Source organism: Rummeliibacillus sp. POC4, from assembly GCF_003576525.1.
Taxonomy (GTDB): Bacteria; Bacillota; Bacilli; order Bacillales_A; family Planococcaceae; genus Rummeliibacillus.
Window position 1 is genome coordinate 12607 of sequence record NZ_QWUA01000055.1, and the last position, 20428, is coordinate 33034.

Consider the following 20428-nt stretch of genomic DNA (forward strand, 5'->3'; position numbering starts at 1 on the left):
GGCTCCGTATTCTATCATTAGAAACGGGGCTTGTTTTATATATGAAAGGGCATATCTGTGTAAATTAAACAGAATTTTCTGATATAATATATTTTCGATATATAAAATAATTATATAGTGGAGGAAAAGTGAGATGAAAAGAATTTATGTCGTTCGACACTGTAAAGCAGATGGGCAAGAAGTTGAAGCATTATTAACAAAAGAAGGAAAAAAGAACAAGCGGAAAACCTAGCATTACTTTTTAAAGATAAAAATATTCAAAGAGTAATTTCTAGCCCTATGACGAGAGCTATTCAAACAATTGAACCTTTTACGAATAAAACAAATTTAAACATACAAGTAGATGAGAGATTATCGGAACGTATTTTAAGTATCGAAAATTACCCTGATTGGATGGAAAAGTTAAAGCAGACGTTTGATAATATAGATTTAAAATTTAAAGGTGGAGAATCAAGTAGGGAAGCGAGTGAACGTATTTTTAATGTAATCAATGAAGTAAAAGATTCTGATACCGAAAATACGATCATCGTTAGTCATGGAAATATTATTACATTGCTGTTAAAAAAGTTAAATCAGGAAGTATCATTTGAAGATTGGAAAAAAGTCACCAATCCAGATGTCTTTTTATTAGAATATAGCGAAGGTGAATGGTGCTATAAGAGAGTATGGAATTTGGATGAAATAGTTAAGTAACTTATTGAAATGATTGTTCCTTCTAACAAACTGTTCAGATCTTCTGTTATGAAGTTAAATTTACTGATACAATAATAGTAGAAAGAAGGAATAGTTTAATGAAAAATGGAGGAATAACCGCTAAGCGCTTGCTTATTTATATAGCAGGTCTTTTTATTTTGGCGCTAGGGATTAGTTTTTCAATTGTAGCAAATTTAGGGGTTTCACCAGTTTCATCGCTTGCTTATGCAATTACGCTTGCAACGGGAATTTCTGTTGGGATGACAACTATCTTTGCAAATATCATTTTTATCATAATTCAAGTCTTATTAAACCGTCGCATAGATTTAAAAGATTTTGGTATCCAATTGATTGTAGCCTTTTTATTTGGTTTCTTTAATGATGCAGCACTTTGGATAACAGAACATTTTTTACCCACTCCAAATTCAACACTTGATAGTTGGATATATATGATCATCAGTCTATTTATAGTAGGTTTTGGTCTTGTATTTTACTTGAACTCAAAATTGCCTTTAATGCCTTATGATTCATTGACATACGTTATTAGTGATCATTTTAAATGGAAATTTAGCAAAGCTAAGATAATTAGTGATGTAGCAAATGTTATCTTGGCAACTATTGTATGTTTAGTTACAATCCATAGACTTGGTTCAATCGGTATTGGGACGATTATTGCGGCATATATGGTTGGTAAAATTATTGCCTTTTATATGAAACTTATGAAGGATCCCCTTAATCATTGGCTTTATAAGTCAAATCCAGAAAAAGAACAACAGATACGTTCTTAAATTACCAGTAAGGATTGTCTGCAAAATAATAAAACTTCCGGAAACGGAGGTTTTTTTCTTTTAAAAATGAAATTTCAAAGACCATTTAAAACTGTATTATGTGAAAAGTTTCTGTTTATCGTCTGGAGGGGTTGTTGTATAGTAAAAAAATTGATAATATACTGAAATTACTATATAAAATATAAAATTTAAGTAATAAGGAGTTTTAGATCATGCAGTCAAAAATATCTTTTTCAACATATGCAGTAATTGGGACCATGTTATTTGGAATGTTTTTTGGAGCAGGTAATCTAATCTTCCCAATCCAGCTTGGTCAGCTATCAGGTACACATTTTTGGCCAGCACTGATCGGTTTTTTAGTAACTGCAATTGGCCTACCTTTTATGGGGATTCTGGCAATTGGTTTATCAGGGAGTAATGGTTTACGTGATTTAGGTAGTCGTGTTCATCCATTGTTTGGAATTGTTTTTTCATTAGCACTTTATTTAACAATTGGCCCATTCTTTGCGATTCCTCGAACAGCAACGGTACCATTTGCAGTAGGGATTGAACCTTATGTCTCATCCAACCATATCACTTTAATGTTGGCGTTGTTTAGCTTGGTATTCTTTGCTATTGTTTATTATCTATCGTTAAATCCAGCCAAAATTATGGATTATATCGGAAAATACTTAACACCTGCATTTTTAGTATTCTTATTTATTTTGATCATTACAAGTATTATTTCTCCAATGGGGAGCTTTAAAAATCCTGTAGGTGAATATGTGGATCAAGCGTTTATGAAAGGTTTTAAAGAAGGATACAATACAATGGATGCGTTGGCATCGTTAGCCTTTGGTATTGTTGTGATTAATGCGATAAAGAGTCAAGGCATTACAAGTACAAAAGAGATTGCTAAAGCAACTTGGAAATCTGGAATTTTCGCAATGGCACTTATGATGCTTATTTATGGCTTTATCACATACATGGGTGCAACAAGTATCGAAGCAGTTGGTTCATTTGAAAATGGTGGATTAATCTTTGCAGCAGTTGCGAAGCATTATTTTGGCTCTTTCGGTGGTATTCTTTTAGCAATTATCATTGTTCTAGCGTGTTTAAAAACAAGTATTGGGTTAATCACATCATGTAGTGAATTTTTCCACGAAGTATTCCCAAAAGTAAGTTATAAATGGTTTGTATTTATCTTATGTTTTGTTTCATTTGTTATCGCAAACTTTGGTTTAAACAATATTATTCAATTCGCTGTACCAGTTTTAATGTTCTTATATCCGTTAGCAATTGTCCTTATTCTACTGACATTAGTGGCACCAGTATTTAAAGCACGTCGTAGTGTCTATGCTTTGTCTATGTTTTTAACATTCTTTGTAAGTCTGATTGACGGGTATAAATCCTTAGTTGCAAGCTTACCAGAAGCAAAAGTTAGCTTTTTAGATTCAATTGAAACGTTTTATGCAAGTGTGTTACCTTTTTATGAAATTGGTTTAGGCTGGGTAATCCCTGCGATAATTGGTGCGTTGGTTGGATATGTTTATGCACTTATAAAAAAGGCTTAACCAATGCTCTAGTGTTTCTGTTTTAAATAAAGTTAAAAATACCACTTAGATATCAGTTTTCTAAGTGGTATTTATTTAGATTTAATTATTTCTTTGTAAAACTAATAAAGGGTTTTCCATTCGCTAAACGGACTCCAACTGTATAGTCAATTCCTTTTAATTCCTTTTGAACAGAAGATTTTTTAAGATAAATTGAGATGGCATTCTTTAGTTCTTGCTGTATTTCCTTGGAAGGTGGTGCTGTAAATTTCGTGTCTATATATGCATATCCATGCTCTTTTCGTGCCATATGTGTTGTTGTTTTCATATTCATATAAGACTTTCCTTTAACAGCTTCTCCTAAATCATTTGCAATTCCCATCATAATGGCCTCTATTTCACGCTTTCTAATGTTAAAGTGGTGAACTTTTATCTCTTTTAGTTTAATATCTTGGTCTTTAGCTTCTTCTTTTAAGTCATTAATGATCTTATTTTGAGTTGATTTTGGGATATCATCAGGCATTTCTAAATATATTGTATAAGAGAACCAGTTTTTTTGAAGACCTGCAAGAGTTTCATATTCGTCACCTGAATACCCGTATTTTTTAAATATGGTCTTTGTAAATGTTGATACTTTATCAATGTTTGTGTCCCATTTTTCATGACTTTTATCATGCGAAACCTCATTACTATAAAAGTCTAAATGATAGTCATCAATCCCTTGTTCAGTAAGTAGTTTTTTAATCGATGGGGTCATTTTGCTTTGGCTTTTTTTTAATTCTTTGTCTGATACATTATATAGACCAATTGAGATCTTATAGTTATTACCAAAGGTTTCTCCGATAGTAACATTTTTGTAACCGTTCTTTTTAAATAATTCATCTAGTTGATCTATCAGCTTATGTTCTCCGTTTGTATTCTTTATTTCTAGAGGAAGTATTTTGTTTGCAACATCTGCCATTGTAGTTGAATATAAGGGAGAAAATAGAACAATTATAATAGTAATAACTGCTGTAATCCAATAAGGCTTTTTAGATCGTATTTTGGGTGGTGCAGTTAATATACGATTACGTAAAGAGGATTTTGCTTTTTCAGTTAAACGGAATTCGTCATTTAATTCTTTAAAAGGTTCAGATGAATTCTTCATAGATAAATCCCTCCTTCAGTAATTCATTCTTTAATGCGATAAGAGCTCGTTTCAGTGTCATTTTTACTTTACTTTCAGACCAATTTAATATTTCGGCAGTTTCCTTTGTGGAAAATTCCTTTAATTTGCGTAAAATTATGACTTGCCGATAATGCCAACTTAAATTTTGTAGTGCAGTATATAGTTCTTCACTTTGTGTACTCATTGCAACAAATTGTTCGGGTTGAGGCTTTGTATCCATCTCATTCATGGAAAGTTTGAAGAAATGTTTCAAAGGATGTTTTTTTCTTAGATGATCAATTACATGATGGTGAGCTATAGAAAATAGCCATGTTTTCTCCGTTGATTGATGATGAAAAGAGTTATATTTTTCAAAGGCTTTGATAAAAACTTCCTGTGTTAAATCCTCCGCTAAAGGATAATCCTGTACCATTAAGAAGATAAAGGTTAGGATAGCTTCACCATATTCGTCAAACAAAGATGCAATACTTTTACTGTCAGGCATATATTTCGCTCCTTTCTATACACTTAGACGGAAATCTAATAATAACGGTCACAAAAATATTTTTATTTAGTAAAATTTTGTATTATATGTATCTATTGATGAATTATAAAGATCCTACGAATTTAAAACATATAAAAAGCAGATAGTTTATGAGGAAACTCATTGGCTATCTGCTTTTATTCATTATACAGCAGCATGCTTAGTTGTTTTTTTAAACTTCATTTCTACAAGTCCAAGTAGGACAAATCCAACAATACAGCAAGCAATCATTATTCCGACAACACCATTCCAACCGTCTGCATCGTAGAAATGACCTCCAACTGTACCGACCACACTGGAGCCTACATAATAAAACAATAGATATAAGGATGATGCATAAGCTTTTGCTGTAGGAATAGCAGAGCTACTAACCCAGCCACTGACTAAGTTATGCCATGCAAAAAATCCACAAGATAAAACAAATAATCCAAGGAGTACTATTGGTAAATGATGTACTGCAGTTAAGCTAATACCAATTAGAGCAACAACAAGGCTAGCAAAAAGCATTTGTCCGCGAGTATAGCGATCGCTTAATTTGCCGACAGTCATAGAACCAACAGAACCCATCAATTGGAAGATAAAGATGAAGCCGACTATTGTTTGGCTTAGCCCAAAGCTTTTTATCAAGGGAAAGCCTATATAGTTGAACATAGCTACATAAACGCCAAGTGCAAGGAAACCAAGTCCATAGAAAAACCATAGTTTTGTATCCTTACATGCAGCTAAAATACCACCAATCCAGTTCTTTATCGAAAATTCCTGTGCGATAAAATTCTTTGAAGGTTCTACAAGAAAGATAAAAATGATTGAAAGAATGAGTGTTAATGTACCCAAAACAAATACGGCAGTATGCCAGTTTGATAAATCCAATATAGAGCTAGAAACGATACGACCAAAGAAGCCACCAAAGCCACTACCAGTTATATAGACAGCAAGGGCCTTAGGAAATTGGTTTCCTGATAATTCTTCTGCTAAATAAGTAACAGCGATTGCAGGGAAACCTGCCAATGCAAATCCTTCGATCGCCCGAATCATTAGTAATACTTCAAAGTTTGGTGCGAAACCGACAAGTAAATATAAAATAGATGAGCTCATAAGTGAGAATACCATTATGTTTTTACGGCCCCATGTATTTGAAATAGCAGCCATAACTAACATACCGAATGCAAGTGTAAAAGTTGAGATGGATAATGCCAAACTAGATTCAGATGCACTCATATCAAAGTCATGAGTAAAATGTTGGATGAATGTTTGAGGGCCATAAAGATTTGCGAAAGTGACAAGACTTCCTATTAACATTCCCAATGTAATTTTATGATTTGTATTTGTTGTTGAAACGTCCACTGAAATTTCCCTCCTACAGATTTCAATGGTACGCTCATATAACCATAACGTCTAATAGTGAGTTATTATTGATTTAATAACCAATGTTTATAAAAGGAGGTTGGATCTTTTGGAGATGCATCAGCTGCGCTATTTTCAAGCGATTGCCAAGACGAAGAATTACAATCATGCTGCAAACCTACTACATGTATCACAGCCTGCTCTTACAAAAGCAATTCATAAATTAGAAGCTGAATTGGGCGTTCCATTATTTAATCGAATAGGCCGGTCAATAGAGATAAGTGTTTATGGTGAGAAATTTTTGAGGTTTGTTGAGGAAAGCTTACTGCTACTTGATCGAGGGGTAAAGGAGTTACAAAGTTTAAAAGATCCACTACAAGGAACGATCCGTCTTGCCTTTTTACAAACAATTGGTACAACAATTTTGCCGGGGATTCTTAGAAGTTTTAAAGAAAATTATCCGGATATTCAATTTGATCTCCAACAATGTAATTCACAAAGAGCGTTAGAACTTCTTGAAAATAACGAAGTCGATTTATGCCTTGTCACCAATTTCAGTAAATCCTTTGGTGAATCCAACTGGCTGCCTATAAAAAAAGAACAGCTTTATGGATACTGTTCGATTAATCATCCATTAAGTCATGAAACGTCTATTTCCATTCAAGCATTACGAGATGAGCCTTTTATAGGTTACAAGGATCATTTATTGATGCAAAAACAGGTGTTGAAATGGTGTAGAGATGCTGGATTCACGCCAAATGTCGTGTTCCAAGGAACAGAAGTACCGACACTTGCAGGGCTTATTTCTGCTAACTTGGGTGTTGGCATTTTACCTTATTACTCAGGATTGGAAGCACTCCCCATCCATCGCTTTGAGATTGCGGATACTAATTGCCAACGTGAAGTAGGGCTAGCATGGAAAGCGGATGCTGCATTAAGCGCTTCTGCACAATTGTTTGTTGAATTTACTAGTTCTAATTATGAATAAAAAACATGAAATATTGGTTTACCTAACTTAGCCAAGTGCCATTTAAACTTTATCACGAACACATACTCCATAGATATTGCAGTTGTTCTAAGGATAATCTTGCGACGATTTGATAGCCATTACCTTTACCAAGTGGTTTTACTACAACAGTGCCCATATATGGAATGGTTCCTAAACCTACATCTTTTGGAAAACTATGAGCAACCATTACTTTGTTTTTACCCATACTTGGGAGTAATTCTAATTCTGATTGAAGGTTATTTAAAATTCTCTGCTGTTCCAATGGATTTAAGTTCGTGTCTAATTTAAAAATGTCAAAGCCAATAGGATCCACTTGAACGTTCATACCGCCAAAGGCTAGAGCAGCTGTTTCTATCGTTCTACAAAACGGACTTGCGAGTATAGGATATTCAATTGGAATGTGTAAGTTTCGAATGATGTTGCCATATAAAGTGGCTTGCATTCTTCCATTATCGCTAAGATTTCTTTGGGTATTGCAGTTATTAAAATCTAGATATGGTTGGTCTGTTCCAATGTTAGCTTCTCCGTGTCGGGTATATAAAATATATCCGCCTTGTTGGAGAGAATTCAGTAACGAAGGTTCTCCGCATTCTTTTTGAAGATAGGTCATTCAATTATTCCCCCTCGTTTATCGCATAGTTTACTATATGCATTTGCTTGGATTTTCTTGGGATATTGCCTATCTAAAAGTGAATTCTCTTTTATAGAGGAGAAAAGTTATAATGACTTATATAGAAATAGTTGTTGTAAGGATGTGAAAATAATGATTAATGCCATTATTTTATTTATACTAGCAGGACTAGCAGAAATCGGTGGCGGATATTTAATATGGCTGTGTTTGAGGGATGGTAAGCCCTTATATTGGGGAGTATTTGGCGGGATTATATTAGTTATCTATGGGGTTATTGCAACATTCCAAAGTTTTCCTTATTTCGGTAGAGTATACGCAGCGTATGGCGGTGTATTTATCGTACTTTCAATATTATGGGGGTGGGGAGTTGATAGAGAAACACCAGATTTATATGATTGGATGGGAGCGGCTGTCTGTATAATAGGTGCTTCAATCATACTATTTGCACCGAGACATTAGCTGTTATTAAGGAATAGGGAGGATAGATATGGAATTTTTCTATGCAACAAGGATTCATTATCTACGAAGGAATCGCTTTTATAAGATATATGTGAAAGAGGAAGAACTATGGCTTGGACAAATAGGTAGACAATTTTATGGAGAAAAAGATTATTACGGAAATTCCATAATTCTTGGGATCTTATATTGGCTATTACGTAAAATATGGGTTGTTCCTAGAGGAAAAAAGAAAGAAGCAAAATTGGATAATATAACTTCGCGTGACCAATTTTTAAAACAAAGAGGGAATGTAATTATTCGATTTGAAGACATTATAAAGGTGAAAATTAATGAGCTAGAATCTATGCTAACATCACAATCTAATAATGGAACATTAACATTAACTTTAGAGGGTCCAAATGAGCTAGAGCTTATTTTAGAGGAAAAGACAAATCTGTTACAGTTAGAAGATGTTTTTCATTCTATTCCGGTAAAACGAGTGGATTACTTGTGGTAAATGACCAAGATTATAGAAAGTAGGACGGTTATAGATGGATGATATCAAAAAGCAGAAGGAGAAAAAGGATAAGAAAACGAATAATATAAGAGATTTATTTGAGGGGATTCGAGATGATATTTTAGGTAATGTAATCATGAATATATTATTATTTATTCCAAAAATGATTTGGGGATTGGTAAAAAGGATTTTCTCAAACTAAGTATCAAAATACATAGATTAAAAAAATGAAGACGACACCGAAATTAGTGGCGTCTTTTCATATAAACGATTGTTTTTTATCTTTGCTGAAATGGATCAATTCTTTCCAAAGAAGAATGTTTTAATAGCCTGAATAGCGAATAATTCCGATGGCAAATAAAAGAAACAGCATAAATGCATGATGTGATAGATGCATCTGACCAAACAATACTTTGCCATTTAACATTCTTGAACTAATAACAAGGATACTTAAAAGAATAAATAGTTGAATGGAAATAGTCATAAAGACAATCATCATAAAAAATAAGAAATGCACAACTACATAATAGATAACTGTTATTAGTTTAATAGTATTTGTATTTTCCTTTTTTTGCTGATAGCCCCATAAAATAATTGCTATTAAACTTAAACAAACATAAATAGTGATCAATACAGTACTAACCATATGAAATCCTCCTCGTTCCAGTTTTCAATAGAGTAAAGTATGGGGTTAACCCCACGTCAAGCTGAAAGGAGAATAAAATGAAAATCAGTAAATTTATAGAGGCAGTGTGTACGACAAAAGATACTGTACGTCATTATGAGGAATTAGGAATATTAAACCCTATAAGGAAGGAGAAAAATGCTAGGGACTATTCAGAAAAGGATATCGAGGATTTTAATGTAATTAAGGAACTACAAAATCTTGGATTTACACTGAAAGATATACAAATCATTTTTCAGATTAAACGTGAAACAAAATGTAACTCCGATGAACTAATATCTACAGTTTTATCAATATTAATAGCAAGAAAAAAATCATTTGAAGAGGAATTGATTGAGCTTCAAGAAAAGATGCAAAACCTAGAAGAACTAATTACTCAAATATCAAAAATCAAAAGGGGTAGGAGGTGATACTATGCTCAATTATCATTTGGTGAGCGATTACCGAAACAATAAAATATACAGGGAAAGTTTTTTTGAGTTGGCTAAATCAGTTTTTGATATTGATTTTACTAAGTGGTATGAAAAAGGATGTTGGAATGACAATTACATTTGCTATTCATATGTTGATAATGATCGAATCATTGCAAATGCCTCGATTAGTAAAATGACGATTGTTTTAAAAGGTAAAGAATATAAAGCTATACAAATTGGCACTGTCATGACACATCCAGATTATCGAAACCAAGGTCTTTCAAAGAAATTAATGAATTATATTATCGAACAATATGAAAAAGAGTATGATTTTATCTACTTATTTGCGAATGATACAGTCCTAGATTTCTACCCTAAATTTGGATTCCAAAGGGTGAAAGAAAGTCATTTTATATTAAATATGTCAGCATTGCGAAAGCAAAAAGTAAAAATGAGTACTTTACGTCAATTAGATATTAATAATCAATATGATTTTAATTTGCTAGAAAGTTTTGCTGCGGAAAGAATACCTGTATCTTCGGTTTTGGGCGTGAAAAATAACGAACATCTGTTAATGTTCTATTTTATCTTAGTCTTTAGCGATGCTATTTTTTATATCGAAGAGGAAGATACGATTGTTATATGTAAGCAAGAGGGTGCACATCTGCATGTCTTTGATATGATCAGTAAAAAAAGAGTAGATATTGAAACGATGTTAAGCGGTATTATTTCTAAAGATACAGAAGCGGTTCATCTTTATTTTACTCCCGAAGATAATTCAAACGTTGAGACTGAGGTTATAAAGGATGGCGATGATACACTGTTTGTAAGACCTCTATTAAAGGACTCTGCAAAGCACTTTCTATTTCCTATTACCTCGCATGCATAAATATGAAGGATGAAAGTCTAATGTGATTTATCAAAAACCTATATTTGTAAATTTTGTATGGTACAATAAACCATAAATTTCATAGTTGATAAAGGGGAGAAGGATATTTTGAATCAGGCATTACTCGTTATAGACGCACAGCAAGAATTAATGGATGGTAGTTTTGAACAGCAAGGTGTTTTTGAGAAAGATAAAGTAATTCAAAATATTAATAGGATTGTTCGAAATGCGGATGAAAATGTATTTAAACCTACACATGATTCTTATCGATAAAGATAGGGCTCTTTGACGATCAACTTTATAGGATAATCGATACATAGGGAAAATCTATGATAAATAGGTAAGAATGACAGGTGTTAAAATAAATGCCCATACTACGGTCATCAAAGCACCTACAATAGTAGATAAAGTAGCACTTGAGCCTGCTAAGTCACCACTTTCAAAAGCTTTAGTAGCTCCAAGTACGTTGGCACCCATTCCGTACATCATTCCAATCACTAATGGATGCTTAAAAGAAAAGAGTTTAATCAGTTTTGGACCAAGATATACTCCAGCAAAACTCGTTAGCATTACAAAAACAGCAGTTAGTGTTGGTATCCCGCCAAATGACTCTGATAAGTTCACTGCGATTGGCATCGTAATAGAGCGAGGAATAATACTAATCTCTGAGTGGAGTCCCATTCCTAAGAAGTAGGAAGTTAATACACCTGCGACAATAGCAACCAATGAGCCAATCATTAAACTAAAAAGAATGATACGCCAGTTCGAAGCAAGTACATTCCAATTGCGATAAAGAGGGATAGCAAAAGCAACCGTCACTACATTTAACATCATATTGAATAAAGAAGTAGCATTCACGTACTCTTCATATGGTAAACGAGCCATCAAGAGGAAAATAATCATTACAATAGGTGTGATAATGATAGGTGAGAATAATAGGCCGGGCAATTTCTTATTAACCTTTTTAGCCATGAGATAAACAAAAATTGTCATAACAACACTGAATAGTTTTAAAAACATATTAATGTTTCACCGCCTTTAGTTTTAAAAGGGTTTTGGAAACAATACCTGTTGATGCCATTGCCAGTGTAGTCCCAACAATGACTGCTAATAGCACAAGAATTCCCTTTGTTCCAATAAGCCATGGGTAATTCATGATTCCTACCATTGCAGGAATAAAGAATAGTAGCATCTCAGAAAAGAGAAGTGCAGAGCCTGCCTCAACCCAATCTAACTTAATCCATCCCATATGAAGACATGCGAGTAATAACACTAGACCTATTATGCTTCCCGGGATATGCAAATTGAAAGAGGAAACGATCAATTGTCCGAGTACAGTAAAGCAAATAATGATGATGATTTGAAGTAAATTCAATAACCACTTTTTCAATAAAGTCACCCCCGCATTCGATTTACTCATAATTTTAGGGGCTATTTTTCAATTCGTAAAATATATAAATCCTATAATCTCTATGCAAAAAAGTTATACACTAACCGTGCAAAGGGTTATTGGCTTCAATGTATTGAATAAATTCTCGAGCTGCATATGATAGATACTTATCCTTTTTATAAATGAGAGCCAATTCCCAATCGATATGTGGTCGAGAGATTGGAATAGCATGAATAAGAGAGTTATTAAAGCGATGAATCATGGATTTGGGTACCAAGGAAATGCCCAATTTCGATGCCACCATTTCACCAACTAAATCCCATAAAGAACTTGTATAAGCTACTTTTGGGTTAAATCCTGCCTGTATACATGCATGTTTAACACGATCATGAAGGATAAAATCTTCAGTAAAGAGGATGAAAGATTCGTTTTTCAATTCTTTTAAGCGAACATCCTTTTTGCAAGCAAGCCGATGATGAGAATCTACAATCAGCACTAGTTCTTCAGATAACAACGGTACTGTTTCAAAATGAGAACTTACTGGTAGTACTGTGACCCCTAAATCAATCTCGCCATTTTCCACATGATGCTCCAATAATTTTGCACTATATTCAACCATTTGAATATCAATTTGTGGGTATTGCTTTTTAAACCCGCCGATTAACATAGGGAAAAGTAATACGCCTACAGTGGGCATTAAACCTAATTTTACAGTTCCTTTTTTTATATCGACTAACTCATTTACAGAAGAAGAAATACCATCTACTATTCGCAATGCATCTAAGGCCTGTTCAAAAACAATTTTCCCTACATCCGTAAGCTCAATTTCCTTTTCGGAGCGGTCTAGTAAAGTCACTTTTAATTCTGCCTCGAGTCCTTTAACCATTTTGCTGATAGATGGTTGGGAGACAAACAAATTTTCAGATGCTTTGGTAAAACTTTTCTGTCGGGCTACTTCTACAAAATATCTAAGTTGACGAATATCCATATATTCTCCTCCTGAATAATGATTGAAGCATTCTTTTAAGAACGTTGTTGTTTCTAGTAGTATAGCATTTTTAAGTAGCATTTCGCCGAATGTTTAGAATAAACAAACATTATGTATTTGTCCGTTATTGAGAAAAAATACACTTTACAAATTCTCTTGTTCAATGTATATTCGTATAACAGTATATTCAAATAATCAGATATTCAGTTATTTAAAAGTAAAGAAAGAAGGAGATAATAATGCTGAAAAAACCAATTTTTTCAGGAAGATATACAGACTACTCCTTTAAGAGTTTCCAAAAAGATTTACTATCAGGGCTAATAGTTGCAGTGATTGCAATTCCATTAGGTATGGGGTTTGCAATTGCTTCAGGAGTAAAACCAGAGTATGGAATATATACAACTATTGTTGCTGGGATTTTAATATCACTTTTGGGTGGTTCGAAATATCAAATTGGTGGTCCTACAGGAGCGTTTATACCAATCTTATTTGGTATCGTCATAACATATGGTTATAACGATTTATTAATAGCGGGTTTTTTAGCCGGAATCTTACTTATTTTGATGGGCGTTTTTAAGCTTGGATCTCTCATAAGATTTATACCGAGACCAGTGACTATTGGGTTTACGGCAGGAATAGCTGTAACTATTTTTGTTGGGCAAATTGCAAATTTTTTAGGGCTTCAAAATGTTAAAAGCAAAGAATTTTTTATAGAGAATTTGAAAGAAATTGCAGTTCACTTATATACAGTGAATATATATAGTATTTTAACTGCCTGTATATGTTTGTTTTTTATTTTATTTATACCAAAGTGGTTTCCAAAAGTACCTGGGCCTTTAATAGGGATTGTTGTTTCTACGATTATTGCAACCATCTTCTTCCCAACAGAAGTTGCAACAATTGGCTCTAAGTATGGGGAAATTCCAAACTCTTTGCCGCAGTTTCAATTCCCTGATTTGACTTGGGAAAGAATTGTTCATCTTATAAAACCAGCATTCGTAATTGCAATTCTTGGTAGTATCGAATCATTATTGTCTGCAGTTGTGGCTGACGGTATGACAAGTAGTAAACACAACAGTAATCGAGAGCTTATAGGACAAGGAGTTGCCAATATGGTAACGCCACTTTTTGGCGGTATTCCAGCAACAGGTGCTATTGCAAGAACAGCTACAAATATTAAAACAGGTGCTGTATCACCTATGTCTGGTATTATACACGGTTTGGTTGTATTTCTAATATTAGTCCTTTTTGCTCCATATGCGACTAATATTCCACTCGCAAGTATGGCACCTGTTTTAATGGTAGTTGCATGGAATATGAGTGAAAAGAAGGTGTTTTACCATGTGTTAAAAACGAAAACGAGTGATTCACTAGTCATTGTCGTAACGTTTATATTAACTGTTTTCATTAATTTAACTGTGGCAGTAGAGTTTGGTCTATTACTGGCAGTGATTTTATTCATAAAGAATATGAGTTACCATATGGTTACGAAAAAAGCTTTGCCAAATCATTCTAGAAAAAATGCAAAAGTAGAGGAGCAAGATTCACATTCACAACATGGTTGCCCACAAATTAGTATGTTCAATATTGAAGGACCACTGTTCTTTGGTGCAGCTCAATCTTTTGCGGAAGATATTATGAATACTATTAACTACCAACCAAAAGTCTTACTTTTAAGAATGAACAAAGTGCCTTTTATTGATACTACGGGAAATTATTATTTATCAAGTATTGTAAAAGATTTCTCAAAACATGGAATGATCTTGATATCTGGGTTAAAAGAAGAGCCTAAAGCGTTTCTTAAAAGAACGGGGTTGTATAATCTAATAGGTGAAGAACATTTCTTTGATCATACAGGAGAAGCAATCGATTATGCACTACTACAATTAGAGAAAAATAAATGTATTGGGTGTAAGAGATTTATTTTTAATGAATGTAAATCATTATCCGGTATAAAAGATTAAGACTACGCATGGAAGTCCGTTATAATTAAAAGTAACAAGACTTGATTTGTTTTGGAGAAAAAGCATGTAAAAATACGTTATACGTTTTATATGTAGGAAGTGGGGAATTACGTTGAATAAAGGACTACATGAGTTTAAAGCGGATTTTTTTAAAGCACTTGCCCATCCATTAAGAATCCAAATTCTCGAAGTTTTATCTGAAGGTGATCGGAGTGTCAATGAAATTCAAACCCAGCTAGGCAGTGAAGGATCTGCTGTTTCTCAACAGTTAACAGTACTAAGGGCAAAAAATATTGTTTATGGTACAAAGGATGGGAATCGTGTAATTTATTCATTAAGAGATCCTATGATAATTGAATTGTTGGAAGTTGCTAAACAAATTTTCAATAATCATCTTGTAGATGCAATCACGTTACTTGATCAAATGAAAGAAGAATAGTGTAAATCGCAAAAACTCGGACAGAAATTTATCTTCTATCCGAGTTTTTGTTTGATTATATTAAATTGATCATGCCATGTTGTTCAATTTGATTAAAATGCCCAATCACCATTACGGAAAATAGGTACAACTGTGCCATCTTGTTTGATGCCATCAATATCCATCTTGTTAGAACCAATCATGAAATCGACGTGAACTGTGGATGTGTTCATTCCGTGTTCTAGTAACTCTTCTTGGCTCATTTTTGTCCCACCTTGAATGGTAGTTGGATATGCAGCACCAATTGCTAAGTGGTTAGATGCGTTTTCGTCGTAAAGAGTTGTATAGAAAGTAATACCTGATTGGGAAATAGGTGATGGGTCTGGGACAAGTGCAACCTCTCCTAAACCTGTTGCTCCTTCATTGTCATGTACGAGTTTTTTAATTGTTTCATCGCCTTTTTCAGCAGATATATCAACAATTTGCCCACCTTTAAAGTGTACTTCGATGCCCTCGATTAATGTACCTGCATAGCTTAATGGTTTTGTACTACGTACGACACCTTCCATGCGATGGGTATCTGGAGCAGTGAAGACTTCTTCTGTTGGCATATTTGCGATAAATTCTTCACCTTTTGGATTGAAACTACCTGCACTAGCCCAGATGTGGTTCTTTGGTAAGCCTAATGTTAAATCTGTACCAGGAGCAGTATAATGCAAAGCATCAAATTGGATTTCGTTTAGTTTTGCTGCCTTTTTGTTTAACGTATCTTTATGTTCATCCCAAGCAACGATCGGATCATCTGCATAGACACGACAAGTTTTAAAAATTTGATCCCATAAAGCATCTACTTGTTCTTCAGAAGTAGCTAATTCAGGGAATACATGTGCAGCCCAACCAGCTCCAGCTGCTGCTGCAACAGTCCATTTTAAGTCATCATTTTGAGTTGCTTTACGTTGAGCGATGAATGCTTTGCTAAAAACGTTTTGATAAGCGGCAACTTTTGCGGGATCTACTTCATTTAGTAAGCCAGGATCACTTGAAATGATTGATAGGCGACAGACATGATGATTTAATACATGATCTTCAGATTCTTGAATTTCATATTCAGGAATATCCGTTAATACTTCAACAGGTTGATGTAGATAATGAAGCTTGCTAATTTCATCGTCAGCCCATTTAACAATGACTTTTTCAGCACCTAAGGCATAAGCTTCTTTTGTGACCAGACGGGCTAAAGGCGCTTGATCGACTGAAATTGTCATCTTTACCCAATCTCCAGGTTGAACATTGATACCTTTTGCTACCAAAAGTTTTGCATATTTCAGTAAATTTTCTTCAAAGTTAGCTAACATTTATCCTTGCCCCCAAATTATTATTTTCATTGATTATATTATCATAATAAAATGTAAATTCCGAAATATTAGCCTATCTTATTATTCGGAAAATGAAATAATTTAAGATGAATAGTTTGGAGAACAATCCATCAAATGATTATATTCTTGCTCGATTAAATTAGTATCTATCCTTTCAAATAGTGGTCTCACATCGTATACCTGACGTGGAATATCAGTTTGCTCTTGCCATTCCACTTTTTTTATACGAAACATTTCTTTAATTTTATCTGTTGAGAAAGGCAGGAAAGGGTGCAACAGTTGAGCTAGATTTAAAATAATGTAGGTGCATGTATATAATGTGTTTTCTCCTTCATTCTTGTTTTGCTTTACTTGAATCCACGGTTGTTGAATATCAAAGTATTTGTTAGCATGACGAATGTATTTGAAAATTTCCTCTAGAGCTTGTTTAAAATGTCCATCCTCGATTAGTCTTCCGACGCTGCTATAGAGTTGGAACGTCTCATTTTGAATATCCTTATTGATCATGCCCACTGGTATTTTTCCTTCAAATGATTTTTCGATAAACTTGAATGTTCTATTAACGAAGTTTCCGTAAGCTCCGAGTAATTCACCATTATGGCTTAAAATAAATTCTCGCCATGAGAAATCAGTATCTCGATTTTCAGGAGCATTAATCGTGAGAAAATAACGTATAGAGTCTGGATCATATTTTCGTGTTATATAAGGTATCCAAACTGCCCAGTTTTGACTTGTAGATAGTTTGCGTTTTTCTAAAGTTAGATATTCATTGGAAATAATATGAGTTGGTAAAGCTTGATTGCCAATTGCCATTAATATAGATGGCCAAATAATTGTATGAAATGGAATATTATCTTTTCCATGAATATAGTAAGAAGTTGTATGGTCATTCCACCAATCTTCTATATTTTCATTGTGTTGCTTGGCCCATTCAATGCTGGCTGTTAAATAACCTGAAACAGCTTCAATCCATACGTAGATTTTCTTGTCTTCGAAGCCTTCAATAGGGACTGAGATACCATTTGGTAAATCACGTGTTACCGCACGATCAGGAACACCTTCAGCTAAATAACGCTTTGTAAGTTGTATGGCATTGTCACGCCATCGATGGTCATTTTCAGCTTGTTGGATAAAGTTTTCTAAAGCCTGTTGAAAATGACTAAATTCAAAATAAAAATGTTCGGTTTCTTTAATGACGGGTTCATGTCCACAGATTTTACAACGTTTGTCGATTAAATCAAGTGGATCAAGTATAGAAGAACAGTGATCACATTGATCTCCTCTAGCTTTAGCTCCGCAAATTGGACATATACCTTCTACAAAACGATCCGGTAGAAACTGGTTATCGTATTCACAATAAGTTTGCTCGATCGCCTTTTTATATAAATAACCATTATCTAATAATAGTTTGAAAATATTTTGCACAGACTGATGATGATGTCCCTCATCTGTTCGCGTATAGAAATCATAAGTAAAACCAAGTTGTTTGAAGTTATTTTGAAACTCCCTATGATATCGATTCGCGATAGCTTCAGTTGTTGTATGTTCCTGATTGGCTCTAATAGAAATTGGTGTACCGTTGCAGTCACTCCCTGAAATGTATAATACTTTTTCGCCTTTCTGTCTATAATATCTTGCCAAGATATCTCCTGGTAATAGTGCAGCAATATGCCCTAAATGGAGTGAACCATTTGCATATGGCCATGCACCGCCGATAACAATTGTCATTTTTCATCCCTCCAAATTAAAATAAAAAAACGTCCTAATCTATAAAAGATTAGGACGAGTATACTCGTGGTACCACCTAGGTTTACAAATAGCTCACACTATTTGTCTTTATCAGTACGTCTTGAAAAGAGATACTGCTTCCGTTGTAACGAGTGTCTTCTCGTCGTATTCTACTCGAAGTTTCTTTCGATACGAAGCTCAAAGGCCATTTTCAATTAGGTTCAAGATGCTTCATTTCCACCATCAGAAGCTCTCTATAATCATTCCCTTATCTACTTTCCCTCATCATAGCTATTTTCTATAAATTTACAATAGTATAACGGATAATATTGTAAATTACAAGAAGATTATTCGCACACGTAGTATGCCCTCAAAACGGTTTTTTATCGCCTTCTTTAGATATTTCAAAAGACATTTTAAAAGCATAAATTATTGAGTTCGGCAGATATTAAAGTCACAATGTATTTTGAAAATTTTCTTTGGGGGTGAAATATTGAAACGAAACATTTTAATACTCATAACTGTTTGCGTTTTACTCATCTCCATTTCTTATGCAAGCTTTAGTTATGCATCGGATAAGGGTAGGCAATATTATGAGAAAACAGGGCAAGTGTTGTGGGATGTTAAAACAGATGAAAAAGTGATTGCTTTAACATTTGATGATGGACCGGATCCTAGGTATACATCACAAATTTTAGAACTATTAGCGAAATATGATGCGAAAGGGACTTTTTTTGTGTTGGGAAAAAGTGCTGAAAAATATCCAGAAGTGATTAAACGACAATTCAATGAAGGGCATGAAATAGCTAATCATACTTATTCACATGTATTTAAAGCTTCGGGAAGGCGATTACAAGAAGAACTAAAGAAAACAAATGATATTATTTATAGTATTACGGGGTATGCCCCAACTCTGTTTCGTCCAGTAGGTGGAATTTATACAGATGATATTATAAATACCGCTTATGATAGTGGTTATAAAGTTGTTATTTGGTCATGGCATCTAGATACATTGGATTGGAAAAATCCAGGCGTTAGAAGAATTGCAAATAAAGTTTTAAATGGTGCTTCCCCGGGTAATGTAGTGCTTTTCCATGATGGAGGGGGCAATCGTACTCAAACAGTTAAAGCATTAGAAATTATTTTACCCCAACTTGAAAAAGAAGGATATAAATTTGTTACAATTTCCGAATTAATGGGAGAAAAAAACCCTCGTATAAGTAAATGAACATAGGGTAAGGATATTTCGAAAGAATAATCCTTACTCTAATTATGTTTGAGTAAATAAAGGACAATAAAATTGAAATTATCTTGAATTAATAATAATCTTGAATTGAAATATGAATAGGAGGAATTAACATGAAAGTAGTTGCGATTATTGGTAGTATCCGTAAAGAATCTTATAATATGATGTTAGCAAAGTTTATTCAAAAACATTATGCAGATCAATTTGATTTGGAAATATTAAAATTAAATGATATTCCAATGTACAATCAAGATATTGAAAATGAAGCGCCTCAAGTTGTACTTGATTTTAAAGCAAAAGTAAAAGAAGCAGATGCAGTACTTTGGGTAACACCGGAATATAATGGTTCTATTCCAGGTGTTCTTGGAAATGCAATTGACTGGTTATCACGTGTAGATAAAGTGATGATTGGCAAACCGTCTATAATCATGGGTGCATCAATGGGGAACCTTGGTACTGTAAAAGCACAAATGCATTTACGTGACATCCTATTTGCACAAGGTCTTGGGTCACCTGTGTTACAAGGAAACGAAGTCTATGTAGGTGCAGCACATACAAAATTTGACGCTGAAGGCAATTTAATAGACGAAGGAACAGTTAAATTTTTAGATTCAGTAATAGCTAACTTTATGGAATGGATGAAATCATATCTTTCATAATGAATACGAAAATTATGGCTCCTATTAAG

24 protein-coding genes and 1 other annotated feature are annotated in these 20428 nt (G+C 33.8%); of the genes, 14 read left to right on the forward strand and 10 right to left on the reverse strand.

What is annotated here, in order from left to right; genetic code table 11:
- The first annotated feature begins 267 nt into the window (after window positions 1-267).
- The 3 genes from D1606_RS13590 (at window position 268) to brnQ (ending at window position 3034) form a co-directional block, all read left to right on the forward strand.
- Window positions 268-693, forward strand: coding sequence for a histidine phosphatase family protein (locus D1606_RS13590; RefSeq protein ID WP_233548116.1), 426 nt, complete (start codon window positions 268-270; stop codon window positions 691-693).
- Window positions 694-791: 98 nt separating this feature from the next.
- Complete coding sequence (locus tag D1606_RS13595; RefSeq protein ID WP_119416562.1) at window positions 792-1481, forward strand: YczE/YyaS/YitT family protein; 690 nt, start codon at window positions 792-794, stop codon at window positions 1479-1481.
- Between the two features lie 212 nt (window positions 1482-1693).
- The gene (gene brnQ, locus D1606_RS13600; RefSeq protein WP_119416563.1) at window positions 1694-3034 is read left to right on the forward strand and encodes a branched-chain amino acid transport system II carrier protein; all 1341 of its coding nucleotides are present in this window, start codon (window positions 1694-1696) and stop codon (window positions 3032-3034) included.
- A gap of 85 nt (window positions 3035-3119) precedes the next feature.
- Here brnQ and D1606_RS13605 read toward each other — a convergent pair whose 3' ends face one another.
- From D1606_RS13605 to D1606_RS13615, 3 genes are all read right to left on the reverse strand, one after another.
- Window positions 3120-4160: a hypothetical protein gene (locus D1606_RS13605; protein WP_119416564.1), complete on the reverse strand. Its 1041-nt coding sequence runs from the start codon at window positions 4158-4160 to the stop codon at window positions 3120-3122.
- Complete coding sequence (locus tag D1606_RS13610) at window positions 4144-4665, reverse strand: RNA polymerase sigma factor (RefSeq protein WP_119416565.1); 522 nt, start codon at window positions 4663-4665, stop codon at window positions 4144-4146. The genes D1606_RS13605 and D1606_RS13610 overlap by 17 nt, the downstream gene beginning before the upstream one ends.
- Window positions 4666-4848: 183 nt before the next feature.
- Window positions 4849-6048, reverse strand: coding sequence for an MFS transporter (locus D1606_RS13615; protein WP_119416566.1), 1200 nt, complete (start codon window positions 6046-6048; stop codon window positions 4849-4851).
- Between the two features lie 115 nt (window positions 6049-6163).
- Between D1606_RS13615 and D1606_RS13620 the strand changes: the two genes are divergently transcribed.
- Window positions 6164-7036: a LysR substrate-binding domain-containing protein gene (locus tag D1606_RS13620; protein WP_233548117.1), complete on the forward strand. Its 873-nt coding sequence runs from the start codon at window positions 6164-6166 to the stop codon at window positions 7034-7036.
- 52 nt (window positions 7037-7088) lie between these two features.
- Here the strand turns inward: D1606_RS13620 and D1606_RS13625 are convergent, their stop codons facing one another.
- The gene (locus tag D1606_RS13625) at window positions 7089-7667 is read right to left on the reverse strand and encodes a histidine phosphatase family protein (RefSeq protein WP_119416568.1); all 579 of its coding nucleotides are present in this window, start codon (window positions 7665-7667) and stop codon (window positions 7089-7091) included.
- A gap of 153 nt (window positions 7668-7820) precedes the next feature.
- On the opposite strand from D1606_RS13625, the gene D1606_RS13630 reads away from it, so the two are divergent.
- The 3 genes from D1606_RS13630 to D1606_RS18795 are packed head-to-tail and all read left to right on the forward strand — an operon-like array spanning window position 7821 to window position 8845.
- A complete protein-coding gene (locus tag D1606_RS13630) occupies window positions 7821-8147 on the forward strand; it encodes a YnfA family protein (RefSeq protein WP_119416569.1) in 327 nt (108 codons plus the stop codon).
- A 28-nt stretch (window positions 8148-8175) separates the two neighbouring features.
- Window positions 8176-8643: a hypothetical protein gene (locus D1606_RS13635; RefSeq protein ID WP_119416570.1), complete on the forward strand. Its 468-nt coding sequence runs from the start codon at window positions 8176-8178 to the stop codon at window positions 8641-8643.
- A gap of 34 nt (window positions 8644-8677) precedes the next feature.
- Window positions 8678-8845: a hypothetical protein gene (locus D1606_RS18795; protein WP_158582385.1), complete on the forward strand. Its 168-nt coding sequence runs from the start codon at window positions 8678-8680 to the stop codon at window positions 8843-8845.
- A gap of 120 nt (window positions 8846-8965) precedes the next feature.
- Here the strand turns inward: D1606_RS18795 and D1606_RS13640 are convergent, their stop codons facing one another.
- Window positions 8966-9289 (reverse strand): hypothetical protein, encoded by a 324-nt coding sequence (locus D1606_RS13640; RefSeq protein WP_119416571.1) that lies wholly within the window; start codon window positions 9287-9289, stop codon window positions 8966-8968.
- Window positions 9290-9366: 77 nt separating this feature from the next.
- Here D1606_RS13640 and D1606_RS13645 point away from each other — a divergent pair, with 77 nt between their 5' ends.
- The 3 genes from D1606_RS13645 (at window position 9367) to D1606_RS18800 (ending at window position 10903) form a co-directional block, all read left to right on the forward strand.
- Complete coding sequence (locus tag D1606_RS13645) at window positions 9367-9738, forward strand: MerR family transcriptional regulator (RefSeq protein WP_119416572.1); 372 nt, start codon at window positions 9367-9369, stop codon at window positions 9736-9738.
- Window positions 9739-9742: 4 nt separating this feature from the next.
- Complete coding sequence (locus tag D1606_RS13650; RefSeq protein ID WP_119416573.1) at window positions 9743-10630, forward strand: GNAT family N-acetyltransferase; 888 nt, start codon at window positions 9743-9745, stop codon at window positions 10628-10630.
- A 108-nt stretch (window positions 10631-10738) separates the two neighbouring features.
- Window positions 10739-10903: a cysteine hydrolase family protein gene (locus D1606_RS18800; RefSeq protein ID WP_158582386.1), complete on the forward strand. Its 165-nt coding sequence runs from the start codon at window positions 10739-10741 to the stop codon at window positions 10901-10903.
- A 54-nt stretch (window positions 10904-10957) separates the two neighbouring features.
- Here the strand turns inward: D1606_RS18800 and D1606_RS13655 are convergent, their stop codons facing one another.
- The 3 genes from D1606_RS13655 to D1606_RS13665 all read right to left on the reverse strand — a co-directional run bounded on the left by D1606_RS13655 (window position 10958) and on the right by D1606_RS13665 (window position 13008).
- Window positions 10958-11650: an LrgB family protein gene (locus D1606_RS13655; RefSeq protein ID WP_119416574.1), complete on the reverse strand. Its 693-nt coding sequence runs from the start codon at window positions 11648-11650 to the stop codon at window positions 10958-10960.
- Between the two features lies 1 nt (window position 11651).
- Window positions 11652-12020 (reverse strand): CidA/LrgA family protein, encoded by a 369-nt coding sequence (locus D1606_RS13660; RefSeq protein WP_119416575.1) that lies wholly within the window; start codon window positions 12018-12020, stop codon window positions 11652-11654.
- 100 nt (window positions 12021-12120) lie between these two features.
- Complete coding sequence (locus D1606_RS13665; protein WP_119416576.1) at window positions 12121-13008, reverse strand: LysR family transcriptional regulator; 888 nt, start codon at window positions 13006-13008, stop codon at window positions 12121-12123.
- Between the two features lie 239 nt (window positions 13009-13247).
- Here D1606_RS13665 and D1606_RS13670 point away from each other — a divergent pair, with 239 nt between their 5' ends.
- Together D1606_RS13670 and D1606_RS13675 are read left to right on the forward strand one after the other, a co-directional pair.
- Complete coding sequence (locus D1606_RS13670; protein WP_119416577.1) at window positions 13248-14972, forward strand: SulP family inorganic anion transporter; 1725 nt, start codon at window positions 13248-13250, stop codon at window positions 14970-14972.
- A gap of 106 nt (window positions 14973-15078) precedes the next feature.
- Window positions 15079-15411, forward strand: a complete 333-nt coding sequence (locus D1606_RS13675) for an ArsR/SmtB family transcription factor (protein ID WP_483314016.1) — start codon at window positions 15079-15081, stop codon at window positions 15409-15411.
- A gap of 92 nt (window positions 15412-15503) precedes the next feature.
- Here the strand turns inward: D1606_RS13675 and D1606_RS13680 are convergent, their stop codons facing one another.
- Both D1606_RS13680 and metG read right to left on the reverse strand, forming a co-directional pair.
- Window positions 15504-16745: an aminopeptidase gene (locus tag D1606_RS13680; RefSeq protein WP_119416579.1), complete on the reverse strand. Its 1242-nt coding sequence runs from the start codon at window positions 16743-16745 to the stop codon at window positions 15504-15506.
- 102 nt (window positions 16746-16847) lie between these two features.
- Window positions 16848-18494, reverse strand: a complete 1647-nt coding sequence (gene metG / locus D1606_RS13685; protein ID WP_119416580.1) for a methionine--tRNA ligase — start codon at window positions 18492-18494, stop codon at window positions 16848-16850.
- Window positions 18495-18541: 47 nt separating this feature from the next.
- Window positions 18542-18792, reverse strand: a binding site (T-box leader).
- Between the two features lie 195 nt (window positions 18793-18987).
- Between metG and D1606_RS13690 the strand changes: the two genes are divergently transcribed.
- Together D1606_RS13690 and D1606_RS13695 are read left to right on the forward strand one after the other, a co-directional pair.
- On the forward strand, window positions 18988-19722 hold the full coding sequence (locus D1606_RS13690; RefSeq protein ID WP_119416581.1) for a polysaccharide deacetylase family protein: 735 nt from the start codon (window positions 18988-18990) through the stop codon (window positions 19720-19722).
- 131 nt (window positions 19723-19853) lie between these two features.
- Entirely contained in the window at window positions 19854-20399 is a 546-nt protein-coding gene (locus D1606_RS13695) for an NADPH-dependent FMN reductase (RefSeq protein WP_119416582.1), read from the forward strand.
- Window positions 20400-20428 lie beyond the last annotated feature (29 nt).